The organism is Micromonospora chersina (assembly GCF_900091475.1).
In the GTDB taxonomy this organism is placed as follows: Bacteria; Actinomycetota; Actinomycetes; order Mycobacteriales; family Micromonosporaceae; genus Micromonospora; species Micromonospora chersina.
Map to the genome: position 1 here is coordinate 6,590,997 of NZ_FMIB01000002.1, position 13,435 is coordinate 6,604,431.

Genomic DNA, 13,435 nt, shown 5'->3' on the forward strand with positions numbered 1-13,435 from the left:
CCGGGGGCCGGCCGCCGCGCCGCCTGCCATCCTCGGTGGACCGCCGGCGAGCCACGGGACAGGACAGGAGAGACGGACATGTCGCACCCTCCCGGTGTCGCGGAACCGCCGGCCGTCCGGCGTACCGAGCTGCAGCGGCACCCGGCCTCGGTGCCGGGCCGGTTGATCGTCCAGACGCTGTTCGAGATCCCGGTGGGGTCGGCGTCGGGCCGACACAAACACCCCGGTGAGGAGGTGGGCTTCCTCATCCACGGCACGGTCGCCATGGAGTTCGACGACCGGCCCACGCTGACCGTCCACGCCGGGCAGCCCTTCCTGATCCCACCCGGGGTCGTGCACAACGCGCGGAACGTCACCGCCGACGTCACCACCATGATGCTGTCGACGTACCTCGTCGACGAGAACGAGCCGCTGGTGACGCAGTGCCACTGACCCAGCGGGGCGTGTCCACGGCCTCCTCGCCGGCCTTCTCGACACCCACGACGGACCCGGCCTGAGCCGTTCCTCGGTAGCATCCTGGGGCAGGGGCGGGACGCCGGCGCCGCGGGCCCTCCGGCGCGAGACCCCGGACGGGTGGCTGAGGATGCGGATCGCACTGTTCGTGACCTGCCTCGCCGACACGCTGTTCCCCGAGGCGGCCAAGGCGACGGTGCGGCTGCTGGAGCGCCTGGGCCACGAGGTGGTCTTCCCCGAGGGGCAGACGTGCTGCGGCCAGATGCACGTCAACACCGGTTACCCGGACGAGGCGTTGCGCCTGGTACGCCGGCACGTGCGGGTGTTCGCCCCGTACGACGTGGTGGTGGCGCCGTCCGGCTCGTGCGTGGGGTCCGTGCGGCACCAGCACGCGACGGTGGCGCGCCGGGCCGGCGACGAGCGGCTGGCGAGTCGGGCGGAGGAGGTGGCCGCGCGGACGCACGAGCTGTCCGAACTGCTGGTCGACGTGCTGGGGGTGACCGATGTCGGGGCCTACTTCCCGCACCGGGTGACGTACCACCCGACGTGCCACTCACTGCGGATGATCCGGGTCGGTGACCGGCCGCTGCGGCTGCTGCGCGCGGTGCGCGGCCTGGAACTGGTGGAGCTGCCGCAGGCGGAGCAGTGCTGCGGTTTCGGGGGGACGTTCGCGGTGAAGAACGCGGACACCTCGACGGCCATGCTGGCGGACAAGATGCGCAACGTGCTGACCACGAGGGCGGACGTGTGCACGGCCGGGGACGCCTCCTGCCTCCTGCACATCGGCGGCGGGCTGTCCCGGCTCCGGGCGGGGGTGCGGACGGTGCACCTCGCGGAGATCCTGGCCAGCACCGAGGTGGACTCCCGCGGCGCCGGCCGGGACGTCGCGGGGGTGGCCCGGTGACCGCCCCGGGCGGGCCGGCCGGGGCCGCCGGACGCGGGACCACGTTCCTGGGCATGCCGGCGACCGCCCCGCCCGGAGTGGGGCACCTGCGTGGCGACGAGCCGTTCCCCGCCGCGGCCCGGCGGGCGCTGGCTGACGCCCAGCTTCGCCGGAACCTGCGGCACGCCACCACCACCATCCGCGGCAAGTCGGGGGCGGTGATCGGCGAGGTGCCGGACTGGCAGGAGCTGCGCGAGGCCGGCCGGGCGGTCAAGACCGACACCATGGCCCGCCTGCCGGAGCTGCTCGAACAGTTGGAGGCGGCGGTCACCACGGCCGGCGGCACGGTGCACTGGGCGGCCGACGCCGTCGAGGCCAACCGGATCGTCACCGACCTGGTCCGGGCCACGGGCGCCGACCGGGTCATGAAGGTCAAGTCGATGGCCACCCAGGAGATCGGCCTCAACGAGGCCCTGGAGGCCGCCGGCATCGAGCCGGTCGAGACCGACCTGGCCGAGCTGATCGTCCAGCTCGGACGGGACCGGCCCAGCCACATCCTGGTGCCGGCCATCCACCGCAACCGGGCCGAGATCCGGGAGATCTTCCTGCGCGAGATGCCCGGCGTCGACCCGGGGCTCACGGACGAGCCGGCGGCCCTGGCCGCCGCCGCGCGCCGGCACCTCCGGGAGACGTTCCTCAGCACGCGGGTGGCCGTCTCCGGGGCCAACTTCGCCGTGGCCGAGACCGGCACCCTCGCGGTCGTCGAGTCCGAGGGCAACGGGCGGATGTGCCTCACCCTCCCGCAGACCCTGATCACCGTGATGGGCATCGAGAAGGTCATCCCCGCCTGGCGGGACCTGGAGGTCTTCCTCCAGCTTCTGCCGCGGGCGTCGACGGGGGAGCGGATGAACCCCTACACCTCGATGTGGACGGGCGTCACCCCCGGCGACGGCCCGCAGGAGGTGCACCTGGTGCTGCTCGACAACGGGCGCAGCGCGGTGCTCGCCGACGAGACGGGCCGGCAGGCCCTGCACTGCATCCGCTGCTCGGCCTGCCTCAACGTCTGCCCGGTCTACGAACGCACCGGCGGGCACGCGTACGGGTCGGTCTACCCCGGACCCATCGGGGCGGTGCTGTCCCCGCAACTGACCGGTGTCGCCGACAACGCCTCCCTGCCGTACGCCTCGTCGCTCTGCGGCGCCTGCTACGACGCCTGCCCGGTGCTTATCGACATCCCGTCGATCCTGGTGCACCTGCGCGGGCAGGCCCCGCACCCGCGCGCCGAGGCGGCGGCGATGGCCGCCGCCGCGTACACCATGGACCACCCCGCGCTGTACGCGGCCGCGCAGCGCGGCGCGCGGCTGACCCGGCTCGCCGGCCCGCGCGGGCGGGGTCTGCCGCCTCCCCTGTCCGGCTGGACGGCCAGCCGCGACCTGCCGGACCCGCCGCCGCAGACCTTCCGCGACTGGTGGGCCGAACGGTGAACTCCCGTGACGTCGTCCTCGGTCGGCTCCGGTCCGCCCTCGGCGCGCCACCGCCGGCGCCGGCCGAGGTGACCCGGGGCTACCGGCCCGCCGGCGCGGTCGCCACCGACCTGGACCTGTTCGTGGACCGTCTCACCGACTACCGGGCCACCGTGCACCGGTGCGCCGCCGCCGACGTCGCCCGCGTGGTCGACGCGGTGCTCGGCGGCCGGCGGGTCGTCGTGCCGGCCGGGCTGCCCCGGCACTGGCTGCCCGACGGCGTCGAGGTGCTGCCGGACGACGACCTCCCGACGGAGCGGGTCGCCGCCGTGGACGGGGTGGTCACCGCGGCGGCGGTCGCCGTGGCCGAGACCGGCACCATCGTGCTCGACGGTGGCCCGGACCAGGGCCGCAGGATCATCACGCTGCTGCCCGACGTGCACGTGTGCGTGCTGCGGGCCGACCAGGTCGTCGCCACCGTGCCGGACGCCCTGGCCCGGCTCGATCCCCGCCGCCCACTGACCTGGATCAGCGGGCCGTCGGCAACGAGCGACATCGAACTGAGCCGGGTCGAGGGCGTCCACGGGCCCCGCAACCTGCACGTGGTCGTCACCTCGCCCGCGGTGTCGTCATGACCGCAGGTCGCGCCGCTGGAATGCCCACAGGCCCGCTCCCGTCACCGCGACCGCCGCGGCGAGCATGACGCCGGTCGCCGTCCAGTTCGGCGCGTGTGCGGGCACGGGTGCGAGGTGCGCGAACGGGGACAGGCCGCCGACCCAGGCGGGCGCGTGGACACTGTCGGCGGTCACCTGGAGCAGGAACCCGCCGGCGGTGGGCAGCATGCCGATGGTGCCGACCGCGCGGGGCGCCAGGCCGAGCGCCAGCGTGGCGGCCGCGGCGCCGAGCAGCGCCACCGGCAGCACGTTGGCGGCGCCGGCCAGCGCGGCGAGGAGCGGCAGGCCGCCGCCGGTCACCGCCGCGCCGATCCAGGTGGCGACGGCGGCCACGGCGGCGAGCGCGGCGGCGCCGGCCACGGTGGTGGCCACCTCGGCGGCCAGCAGTCGGGCACGGGTGACCGGTCCGGCGTGCAGGAGGGTCAGCCGTCCGGTGTTCTCCGCGGTGGCGAACGCGGCCAGCCGGGCGGTCGCGAAGGCGCCGACCGGGATGGCGAGCAGGGCGAACAGGGTGGCGGCGTACCCCCGGACCGTGCCGAGACCGGAGAAGCCGGCCTGGGCGGCGAGGTCGGCGAAGCGGGGATTCTCGGTCAGGAAGCCGGTGAGGGAGTCGGCGAGCAGGCCGATCAGCAGGAAGTACGCGCCGACACCCGCCGACCAGCCGGCGAAGGGCCGCACCACGCGCCGGACCGCGAAGGCGCCGACCGAGCCGAGCAGCCACCTGCGGGCCGGCCGGCCGGCCGGCGGGCGCAGCAGCCCGGCCCGGATGTCCCGCCGCCCGGCCAGGGCCAGCGCGGCGCACGCAAGCGCGGCAGCGGTGACGGCGAGCGCGAGCAGGGGAGCCCAGCGGTCGTCGCGGTAGGGGCGGGTCAGGGCGAGCGGCCCGTACGGGGGCAGCCACCGCAGCCAGGCCAGCGCGGGCACGCCGTCCCCGACCATGCGGGCCAGCAGCCCGACGCCGAGGAACGCCAGGCTGGCGCCGGTGGCCCCGGCGCGGGTGGGGAAGACCTGCGCGGCGCAGGCCGCCGCCGCCACGGCGAGCGTCCCCGCCAGGGCCAGGCCGGTGGCGTGCGGCAGCGCTCCCCGCGCGGGTGTGCCGGCGCCCACCAGGGCCCCGGCGAGCAGGATCCCGGTCAGGGCCATCGCCGCGGTCAGCAGGGCGAGGTGCCGGCCCAGGACGCCGGCCGGGGTGAGCCGGCCGGCGAGCAGCAGGTCCCACCGGCCGGCTTCCTCCTCTCCCCGGGTCACCCGGGTGGTCGCCAGCGCACCCCACGTGGTGAGGAGGACGGCCAGAACGGTGCCGGTGCGCCAGACGGTGAACCCGCCGGCGGTGTCCAGGGCGACGGGCTCGCCGAACAGCGTGCGGATCGCCGGGTTGCCGGCGAGCAGGGACAGCGCCTGGGTGGCGTCCGTGTCTCCCATGGTGCGGGCGTAGGTGGCGACCACGAGGGCGGACATGCCCGCGGTCACCGCGGCGACGATCAGCGCCGGGCGGCGCAGCTGGCGCGCCGCGAGGCGGGTCACCGCCCGGCCGGCTTGCCGGTCGGTGCTCACCGTTCGGCCTGGCCGTAGTAGTCGAGGAAGATCTCCTCAAGGCTGGGTTCGCGCACGGTGAGGGCGGTGACGTCGGCGGCGGCGAGGGCGCGCAGCGCCGCCGCGGGCGGGCCGGCCAGCGAGAAGCGCAGCATCCCGTCCGTCTGGTCGAGCAGGTCGATGCCGGGTACGTCGCTCAGATCGGGGGCGGCACCGGTGAACTGTGCGGTGATCTGGCCGCGGTGCAGCCGCCGCAGGTCGGGCACTGTCGCGACGTCGACGAGCCGGCCGGCGCGCAGGATCGCCACCCGGTCGCAGACGGCCTCCACCTCGGCCAGTTGGTGGGAGCAGAGGAACACCGCCTGCCCGTTGTCGCGCGCCTCGGCGACAGCCCGCCGGAACTGCAACTCCATCAGCGGGTCCAGGCCGCTGGTCGGTTCGTCCAGCACCAGGAGCGGAGCGCGGGTGGCGAACGCGGCGACGAGCGCGACCTTCTGCCGGTTGCCGGTGGAGTAGGCGCGGGCCGGTCGGGACAGGTCGAGGTCGAACCGGTCGACGAGGTCGGCGCGATAGTCGGCGTCGACGCCCGGGCCGGTGGCGGCCAGCAGGTCCAGCAGTTCCGCGCCGGTCAGCTGCGGCCACAGCGCCACGTCGGCCGGCACGTACGCCAGCAGGCGGTGCGCGGCGGCGACGTCGCGGGCGTCGACACCGAAGATCCATGCCCGGCCCGCGGTGGGACGCGCGAGGCCCAGCAGCAGGCGGATGGTGGTGGACTTGCCGGCGCCGTTCGGGCCGAGAAACCCGAACACCTCGCCGGCGTTCACGGTCAGGTCCAGACCTTCGAGTGCGCGGACCGCTCCGTAGCGCTTGCTCAGCCGGTCGGTGCGAATGGCGGGTGCGGGCACGGCGGGCCTTCCGACGTGTGCGGACAGGGACTGCCGACCAGGCTTCCCGGCGCACCACAGGTCACCGTACCCACCGTTCGCCACCAGCGGAAGGCACCCACGGGCCGGGGCCGATATGATCGGCGGGATCCGTGGAGCGCCGGGAAGTCTGGTCGGCACCATGCTCACCCGTGCGCTCCGGAGGGTTCCCCCGTGCTGCTGCTCTGCTTCGCCGCCGTCCTGCTCGCCGCCGTGCTGGTCTCGGCGCTGGCCAACCGGACGATCCTGTCGACCGCGGCGCTGTTCCTGGTCGCGGGGTTCGTCCTCGGCGAGGGCACGACCGGCGTGCTGCACCTGAGCGCCGACTCGCCGATCGTCGCGCAGCTGGCCGAGCTGGCCCTGTTCGCGGTGCTGTTCACCGACGGGATGCGGGTGGGCTGGGCGGACCTGCGGAGTGCCTGGCGGCTGCCCGGCCGGGCACTGGGGTGGGGACTTCCGCTGACGCTGCTGGTCACCGCGGTGCTGGCACACTACGTGGCCGGGCTCGGGTGGGCGGAGGCGCTGCTGATCGGGGCGATCCTCGCCCCCACCGATCCGGTGTTCGCGGCCGCGCTGGTGGGCAACGACAAGGTGCCGGCCCGGCTGCGGCACCTGCTCAACGTCGAGTCCGGCGTCAACGACGGCCTGGCGCTGCCGTTCGTGGTGGTGCTGCTGGCCGTCGCGGCCGGCTCCGACGACCTGCACCTGGGGGAGCTGGCGACCGAGCTGGCCGTCGGACTGGCGATCGGGGTGCTGGTGCCGCTGGCCGCGATCGCCCTGGAGCGGACCCGGTTCTTCGCCGCGTCGGCCGCGTACGCGCCGCTGAACGGGGTGGCCATCGGCCTGCTGGTGCTGGCCCTGGGCAAGGCCACCCACGGCAACCTGTTCCTGGCCGCGTTCGCCGCGGGCATCACCGTGGCCACCTTCGGGCCCCGGGAGCGGGCGGCGTTCGAGCACTTCGGGGAGAACGTCGCCGAGCTGCTGAAGCTCGCCGCGCTGCTGGTCTTCGGGGCGCTGATCTCACCCGGTTTCCTCGGCGAGATCCCCTGGACCGGCTGGCTGTTCGCGGTGCTGGCCATCGTCGTGGCCCGGCCGGTCGCGCTCTGGCTGTCGTTCCTGCGTTCCGGGCTGAGCCTGCGCGAGCAGGCCGCGGCCATGTGGTTCGGCCCCAAGGGCTTCGCCTCGGTCGTCTACGGGCTGCTGGTGCTCGAGGCCGGCATCGGGGCGGCGGACGAGGTGTTCCACCTGGTCGCGTTGACAATCGTCATCTCGATCCTGGCGCACTCCTCGACCGACGTGGTCATCGCCCGGGCGTTCGACGAGTCCGCGGAGACCCCGAACTGGCACGGCGTGCTGCGCCGCGCACGCCGGAGGGCGACGCTGCCCGGGCCGCGCGCCGGCCGCCGTGTCGCAGCGGCCGAGCCCGCCGCCGACGGCGGCGCCGCGGACGATCAGGCGAGAACGAAGTAGCGCAGCCACAGGTACGGCACGGCGAGCCCGACGGTGACCAGGGTGACCAGGAGGCCGTACCGGGTGAACTGCCAGAACGTGATCCGCTGGCCGGCACGTTCGGCCAGACCCAGCACGACGACGTTGGCCGAGGCGCCGACGGCGGTGGCGTTGCCGCCGAGGTCGGCGCCGAGCGCCAGGGCCCACCAGAGCACCCGGGACTGCCCGGCGCCGCCCTGCGCGTGGACGAGGTCGGCGACGACCGGGCTCATGGTGGCCACGTAGGGGATGTTGTCCACGATGGCGGACAGCGCCGCGGAACCCCACAGCAGCACCATCGTCGCCGGCAGCAACCGGCCCTCGGTGGCGCCGATCGCGGCGCGGGAGATCTGCTCGACCACGCCCGTGTTGACAAGTGCGCCGACCATGATGAACAGCCCGGCGAAGAACACCAGGGTGGGCCACTCCACGTCCCTGCTGATCTCCCCGGCGTCGAGCCGCGACAACGCCAGCAGCAGCAGGCCGCCGAGCAGCGCGACCACGGCCGGTTCCAGGTGCAGCGTGGTGTGCAGGACGAACGCGGCGGTCACGGCGCCCAGCACGGCCAGCCCGAGGACCAGCAGACGGCGGTCGCGGATCGCGTCACGCTCGTGCAGCGCGGCGATCTGTGCGGCCCGGTCCGGGTCGTAGCGGAACGCCGAGCGGAACAGCACCCGGCACAGGCCCAGGAACACCACCAGCAGCAGCACCACGAACGGCGCGAGGTGGATCAGGAAGTCGTTGTACGACAGCCCGCCCCGGCTGCCGATGATGATGTTCGGCGGGTCGCCCACCAGGGTGGAGGTGCCGCCGATGTTCGAGGCCATCGCCTCGGCGATGAGGAACGGCGCGGCCGGCACGCCGAGCCGCTCGCAGACCAGGAAGGTCACCGGGGCGATCAGCAGCACCGTGGTGACGTTGTCCAGCGCCGCCGACGCGACCGCCGTGATCACGACGAGGATCACCATCACCCGGTACGGCCGGCCCCGCGCCCGCTTCGACGCCCACACGGCGACGTACTCGAAACCCCCGGTGCGTCTGAGGACGGCGACGATGAGCATCATGCCGACCAGGAGGAAGATCACGTTCCAGTCGATGCCGGCTTCCTCGGAGAAGAACGCGTGCGCGGTGTCGGTCGCCCCGATCAGGAACATCACCGCGGCGCCGCCCAGCGCGGCAGCCACCCGGTGGATCTTCTCGGTGGCGATGAGCACGTACGCGACGGTGAAGACGGCCACCGCCGCCCAGGCCACCGCCGTCACGCGTCGAGCATCCGGTCGAGCAGGGCGTCGAGGGTGATGCCGCCGATCATCGGCTCACGGGGCGCGGCCACCGCGACCAGCGGGCTGCGCTTCTGCGCCATCACCGCGGCGACCTCGAGCACCGTCGCCTGGGGTTCCACCACCGGCGGCTCGGGGCGCTCGGTCGGCAGCAGGTCGGCCACCGTACGCCCTTCGGCGCCGCGCAGGAACACGTCCGCCGACGGCTCGTCGATCATCCGGGCCAGGGTCGGGTCCTCCCGGCAGTAACCGGGGATCACCAGGCGCAGCACCTGCGTGCCGGGGAGCACGGTGACCGGGCGGCCACGATCGTCGACCACGATCAGCCCGGGCAGGTTGTAGCCGGCCAGCAGGCGGGCCGCCTCCAGGACCGGCGCGGCGACGGTGATGGTGGGAAAGGGTACGGCCAGGTCTCGGGCTCGCACGACGACTCCTGCCGGATCGGTGGACGCGACGGATCACACGCCGACCAGACTTCCCGGCACACCGACGATCACCCTAGTCCCCGACACCCCCGAACTCATCGGTACACCGGACATCGGTGACCGGTCATGCGGTCACCCCGTGCCGATTGCCGGATCCCGGAAGGACCCGCCGCCCGATCTCGGCCGGGTCCCGCCCTGGATGGTGGCGGGGCGCAGCGCCACGATGTGAGGCATGACAAGCGACATCGCCGTGCTCGTCGAGGACCTGACGAAGTTCTACGGCCAGCGCCGCGGCATCGAGGGCCTCACCCTGGAGGTCCGTACCGGGGAGGTGATGGGCTTCCTCGGGCCGAACGGCGCCGGGAAGACCACCACCATCCGACTGCTGCTGGATTTCCTGCGCCCGACCTCCGGCCGCGCGACCGTGCTCGGGCTCGACCCGCGGCGGGACAAGGCCGCCCTGCACCGGCAGATCGGCTACCTGCCCGGCGAGCTGGCGTTTCCCGGCCGCGAGAAGGCCGAGGACCTGCTGCGGTTCTTCGGCGCCGCCCGGGGTGGCGTGGCGTGGTCGCAGGTGACCGACCTGGCCGAGCGGCTCGACCTGGACCTCTCCCGTCCGGTACGCGCCATGAGCAAGGGCAACAAGCAGAAGGTCGGCCTGGTGCAGGCGTTCATGCACCAGCCGGCCCTGCTGATCCTGGACGAGCCCACCAGCGGCCTGGACCCGCTCATGCAGCAGGAGTTCCTGGCCATGGTCCGCGAGGCCCGGGACGGCGGCCAGACGGTGTTCATGTCCAGCCACGTCCTCGCCGAGGTGCAGCACACCGCCGACCGGGTCGCGATCGTCCGCGACGGCAGGCTGGCCGCGGTCGAGCGGGTCGAGTCGCTCGGCAAACGGGCGATCCGGTCGGTGGAGATCCACTTCGACGATCCCGTCGACCCGGCGGAGTTCGCCGTGCTGCCGGGGGTCAGTGACGTGGTGGTGTCCGGGCCGGTGCTCAGGTGCACGGTGGACGGCCGCCTCGACCCGCTCGTCAAGGCCGCGGCCCGACACGACGTCGTGGACATGCTGTCGGCCGAGCCGGACCTCGAAGAGACCTTCCTGTCGTTCTACTACCACTCCGAAGGGGCTGGCGATGTTTCCCGCGCTGGTGCGTAAGACGTGGCGCGACGACCGCCGAGCCGTGATCGGTTGGGCCGTCGGCGTCGCAGTGTTCACCGTCATCTACACCTCCTTCTACAGCCAGTTCCAGGGAGCGGCGGAGCTGAAGCAGGACGCCCTGCCCCAGGGAATGCTGGACTTCCTCGGCATCGCCGACATGATCTCGCCGGCCGGCTACCTCCAGGCGACGATCTTCAGCCTGATCGGGCCGCTGCTCGTCCTCATGTGCGCGGTCACCCTGACCGCCCGCACGATCGCCCGGCCCGAGGAGGACGGGGGCATGGAACTGCTGCTGGCCAACCCGCTGTCGCGTACCGCCTTCGCCGGGCAGCGCCTCGCCGCCACGGGCAGCGCCGTCACGGTGGTTGCGGCCATCCCGACGCTCCTTCTGTTGATCATCGTGCCCAGGGTGGGCATGGACATCGCCCTCTCCAACGTCGCGGCCGCCGGCGTCGGCCTGGTCGCCCTGGCCTGGTGCTTCACCGGCATCGCCTTCGTCGCCGGCGCGGCCACCGGCAGACGCGGGACGGTTCTGGCCGTCACCGGTGTCCTCGCCGTCACCACCTACATGGCAAACGCCATCGGCGCCATGTCCGACGGCTGGCACTGGATGCGCTGGCTCTCGCCGTTCCACTACTTCATCGGCACCGATCCGCTGCACACCGGCTGGCACCCGGCACACCTGCTCACCCTCGCGGCTGTCGGCGCGGTGACCACGGTCGTCGGGGTGTTCGTGTTCGATCGCCGCGACGTCGGTGTCTGAGGCGGACCGTCGCGGCCACCGGCGGCGGTGGGACGGCCGCGGCCACGTCCGGGAGGACCGGCCCGGGAGCGGGCACACCTGGCTGGCCCGGACCTGCGACGACCTCGTGCGTGCCCCGGCCGGCGACCAGCGGAACGCCGCGGCCGCCCGGCTGGGCGCCCACGCCGCCGACCAGGACCTGCCACCACACGACCTGGTCAGCGGCGTCTTCGCCGCCGCCCGCGCCTGCTGGAGCGGGTCACCCCCCGGATCCGCCGACACCCCGGCCGCCGTCCACGACCGGGCCGCGGCGCTCCTGGACACCGCGCACTCGGTGGTGGTGGCCGCCCTCGACGGCTACCACCAGCAGACCCGCGCCGAACTGGCTCGTCACGACACCGAACGCACCGCGTTCGTCAACGACCTGCTCACCGGCCGGGCCGAGCCGGGCAGCCTGGCCGAACGCGCCCACCGATACGGCATCCGCCTGTCGGCCACCCACACCGTCCTGGTCGCCCGCGCGCCCCGCCTCACCGCCGACCTCATCCACCGCGTCGACGCGGCGCTCGCCGCCCGGTTCGGTGAGGGGAACACCCTCACCACCCTGCGCGAGGGTGACCTGGTGTGCATCAGCGCCGGCGGCCTCCGCGGCATCGGGGCGGAACTGGCCCACCTGCTCCTCGCCGAACTCGGCGCCGACGGCTGGCAGGTGGCCGTCGGCCGCCCGCACCCCGGCGTACACGGACTGGCCACCTCGCTCGACGAGGCCCGTAACGCCCTCGACCACGCCGCCAAGCTCGGCTTCAGCGCGCCCGTCCTCAACGCCGCGGACCTGCTGGTCTTCCCCGTCCTGCTGCGCGACCGCGACGCCATCACCGACCTGGTCACCACCGTCCTCGGCCCGCTCACCACCGCCCGCGGCGGCGCCCAGCCCTACCTGGACACCCTCACCGTGCTCTTCGACAACCAGGGCAACCACACGGCCACCGCCCGCCAGATGCACCTCTCCGTACGGGCCGTCACCTACCGCCTCGACCGCATCCACCACCTGACCGGCTACCACCCCAACGAAGCCACCCAACGTTTCACCCTCCACGCCGCCGTGCTCGGCGCGCGGCTGCTCGGCTGGCCAGGAGCGGCCGGCGCGTCGTGAATGCCGTGCCGGCCCTTTCGGTGGTGCTGTACGTCGTGGTGCTGGTCCTGCCGATGCTCTGGCTGTCACCGTCCACATCACGCGGGGGAGCCCCCTGGAGGTGCCTTCCCCGTTCCTGAGGCGCCCGACCCGGTAGCGGATGTCGCCGTGCGGTCGGATCACGGTTCCGGGCGGGGCTCGCGGGCTGCCCGCGCCGGCCGGCGCCGCGGGTCTCGCCCGCCGGCATCTCGGCCGACACCGGGGAACCGGTGGGGCAGTGCGATGGAGACGCCGACCGGCCCGGCCACGGGGGGAACGCGACGGGGCGTGAACCCGTCGACGGCCGACGACGTCGGCGAACAGCGCGGTGGCGGCGAGCAGCGCCAGTCGGGGTCGCTTCACGACGGGGCGCCGTCCCACAGTTCGTAGACGGACGTTCGCCGGAGCGGACGGAAGCCGAGGTGCCGGAGTGTGGCGAGCAGGTGCCGATCGTCGGCGGCGCCGGCGGTTTCGATCTCGGTGACCTGTGGGTGGACCTCGCGCAGCCGCTGGATCAGGGCGGCGTTGACCCAGCGGCTCAGCCGACGTCCGCGATGGCCGGGGAGCACCACCGGTCCGTACTGGTGGGCGCGGCCCCCGGAGGGCGTGCCGACGACCGCCACGACGTAGGCCCCCACGTCGCCGTCCGCGTCCGCGGCGGTCCACACGGCGTCACCGGGCCGGCTCGGGCTTCGGAGCAGGTCCTCAACCCGAGGCGCGCCGAACAGGTCGCCGGTCCAGTGGCTCAGGCGGTAGCCGGGGTGCTCGGCGTCGACAAGTTCACCCAGCCACGCCTGGTGGACGTCGCCGTAGGTGAGCAGCTCGTGGCGCCAGGACCGGGTGTGCGAGAAGCCGTGCCGTGCGTAGAACCGCTCCTCCGGCGAACCCACGGCCACGTAGGAGACCAGGCACGGCACGGCGGTCTGTTCCCGGACCGCGGTCAGGAGCCGTGAGCCGACGCCGCGACGGCGCCACCGCGGCGCCACGTACACCCGCAGCTCGGCGGCGCCCGGCCTCGTGACCGGGGCGGTCGGCAGCAGGAAGTCGAGCCCGAAGGGGGTGACCGGCCACAGGCCGGCCACCCCGGCCACGGACCCGTGCGGCGCCAGGGCCTGCCACCGTGGGGCGCCGGACCGATCCGGCGCCGGCACGATGTCGAGCGGAGGTTCCATGGCGACCACGATCGCCGCGCCGGCGGTGCCGAACAACGCCGAAGATCGCACCGCCGCATAAGCCAC

General features: G+C 74.0%; 13 protein-coding genes. 8 read left to right on the plus strand and 5 right to left on the minus strand.

The genetic code is table 11. From position 1 onward, the window contains the following. The first annotated feature begins 78 nt into the window (after positions 1 to 78). The 4 genes from GA0070603_RS30665 to GA0070603_RS30680 all read left to right on the plus strand — a co-directional run bounded on the left by GA0070603_RS30665 (position 79) and on the right by GA0070603_RS30680 (position 3,434). Positions 79 to 432 carry a cupin domain-containing protein gene (locus GA0070603_RS30665; protein ID WP_091321195.1) on the plus strand — a complete coding sequence of 118 codons (354 nt, stop codon included), beginning with the start codon at positions 79 to 81 and terminating at the stop codon, positions 430 to 432. Between the two features lie 151 nt (positions 433 to 583). Then, positions 584 to 1,357 (plus strand): (Fe-S)-binding protein, encoded by a 774-nt coding sequence (locus GA0070603_RS30670; protein WP_091321197.1) that lies wholly within the window; start codon positions 584 to 586, stop codon positions 1,355 to 1,357. Positions 1,358 to 1,410: 53 nt separating this feature from the next. Beyond that, entirely contained in the window at positions 1,411 to 2,820 is a 1,410-nt protein-coding gene (locus GA0070603_RS30675) for a lactate utilization protein B (protein ID WP_091322465.1), read from the plus strand. Continuing rightward, entirely contained in the window at positions 2,817 to 3,434 is a 618-nt protein-coding gene (locus GA0070603_RS30680; RefSeq protein ID WP_091321200.1) for a LutC/YkgG family protein, read from the plus strand. Before GA0070603_RS30675 ends, GA0070603_RS30680 begins: the two co-directional genes overlap by 4 nt. Here GA0070603_RS30680 and GA0070603_RS30685 read toward each other — a convergent pair. Both GA0070603_RS30685 and GA0070603_RS30690 read right to left on the minus strand, forming a co-directional pair. Next, on the minus strand, positions 3,429 to 5,027 hold the full coding sequence (locus tag GA0070603_RS30685) for an efflux permease Rv1217c-related protein (RefSeq protein ID WP_091321202.1): 1,599 nt from the start codon (positions 5,025 to 5,027) through the stop codon (positions 3,429 to 3,431). The genes GA0070603_RS30680 and GA0070603_RS30685 overlap by 6 nt on opposite strands. Next, on the minus strand, positions 5,024 to 5,911 hold the full coding sequence (locus GA0070603_RS30690; RefSeq protein ID WP_167544617.1) for an ABC transporter ATP-binding protein: 888 nt from the start codon (positions 5,909 to 5,911) through the stop codon (positions 5,024 to 5,026). The genes GA0070603_RS30685 and GA0070603_RS30690 overlap by 4 nt, the downstream gene beginning before the upstream one ends. A gap of 192 nt (positions 5,912 to 6,103) precedes the next feature. On the opposite strand from GA0070603_RS30690, the gene GA0070603_RS30695 reads away from it, so the two are divergent. Then, complete coding sequence (locus GA0070603_RS30695; RefSeq protein WP_244282662.1) at positions 6,104 to 7,399, plus strand: cation:proton antiporter; 1,296 nt, start codon at positions 6,104 to 6,106, stop codon at positions 7,397 to 7,399. Here the strand turns inward: GA0070603_RS30695 and GA0070603_RS30700 are convergent. Together GA0070603_RS30700 and GA0070603_RS30705 are read right to left on the minus strand one after the other, a co-directional pair. Beyond that, on the minus strand, positions 7,381 to 8,679 hold the full coding sequence (locus GA0070603_RS30700; protein ID WP_091321204.1) for an ArsB/NhaD family transporter: 1,299 nt from the start codon (positions 8,677 to 8,679) through the stop codon (positions 7,381 to 7,383). The two genes, GA0070603_RS30695 and GA0070603_RS30700, sit on opposite strands and share 19 nt — an antisense overlap. Beyond that, a complete protein-coding gene (locus GA0070603_RS30705; protein ID WP_091321206.1) occupies positions 8,676 to 9,122 on the minus strand; it encodes a CBS domain-containing protein in 447 nt (148 codons plus the stop codon). Before GA0070603_RS30705 ends, GA0070603_RS30700 begins: the two co-directional genes overlap by 4 nt. Before the next feature lie 232 nt (positions 9,123 to 9,354). Between GA0070603_RS30705 and GA0070603_RS30710 the strand changes: the two genes are divergently transcribed. The 3 genes from GA0070603_RS30710 to GA0070603_RS30720 are packed head-to-tail and all read left to right on the plus strand — an operon-like array spanning position 9,355 to position 12,179. Then, positions 9,355 to 10,281, plus strand: a complete 927-nt coding sequence (locus tag GA0070603_RS30710; RefSeq protein ID WP_091321208.1) for an ABC transporter ATP-binding protein — start codon at positions 9,355 to 9,357, stop codon at positions 10,279 to 10,281. Beyond that, complete coding sequence (locus tag GA0070603_RS30715) at positions 10,259 to 11,047, plus strand: efflux permease Rv1217c-related protein (RefSeq protein ID WP_091321210.1); 789 nt, start codon at positions 10,259 to 10,261, stop codon at positions 11,045 to 11,047. Before GA0070603_RS30710 ends, GA0070603_RS30715 begins: the two co-directional genes overlap by 23 nt. Next, on the plus strand, positions 11,040 to 12,179 hold the full coding sequence (locus GA0070603_RS30720) for a PucR family transcriptional regulator (protein ID WP_244282663.1): 1,140 nt from the start codon (positions 11,040 to 11,042) through the stop codon (positions 12,177 to 12,179). The genes GA0070603_RS30715 and GA0070603_RS30720 overlap by 8 nt, the downstream gene beginning before the upstream one ends. A 377-nt stretch (positions 12,180 to 12,556) precedes the next feature. Here GA0070603_RS30720 and GA0070603_RS30725 read toward each other — a convergent pair whose 3' ends face one another. After that, a complete protein-coding gene (locus GA0070603_RS30725; RefSeq protein ID WP_139131959.1) occupies positions 12,557 to 13,369 on the minus strand; it encodes a GNAT family N-acetyltransferase in 813 nt (270 codons plus the stop codon). Between the last annotated feature and the right edge of the window lie 66 nt (positions 13,370 to 13,435).

What these genes read in the sequence shown, in the direction of transcription:
- GA0070603_RS30675 (WP_091322465.1), top strand. Translation starts at nt 1,411, where the DNA reads ATGCCGGCGACCGCCCCGCCCGGAGTGGGGCACCTGCGTGGCGACGAG.
- GA0070603_RS30715 (WP_091321210.1), top strand. Translation starts at nt 10,259, where the DNA reads ATGTTTCCCGCGCTGGTGCGTAAGACGTGGCGCGACGACCGCCGAGCC.
- GA0070603_RS30670 (WP_091321197.1), top strand. Translation starts at nt 584, where the DNA reads ATGCGGATCGCACTGTTCGTGACCTGCCTCGCCGACACGCTGTTCCCC.
- GA0070603_RS30665 (WP_091321195.1), top strand. Translation starts at nt 79, where the DNA reads ATGTCGCACCCTCCCGGTGTCGCGGAACCGCCGGCCGTCCGGCGTACC.
- GA0070603_RS30725 (WP_139131959.1), bottom strand. Translation starts at nt 13,369, where the DNA reads ATGGAACCTCCGCTCGACATCGTGCCGGCGCCGGATCGGTCCGGCGCC.
- GA0070603_RS30710 (WP_091321208.1), top strand. Translation starts at nt 9,355, where the DNA reads ATGACAAGCGACATCGCCGTGCTCGTCGAGGACCTGACGAAGTTCTAC.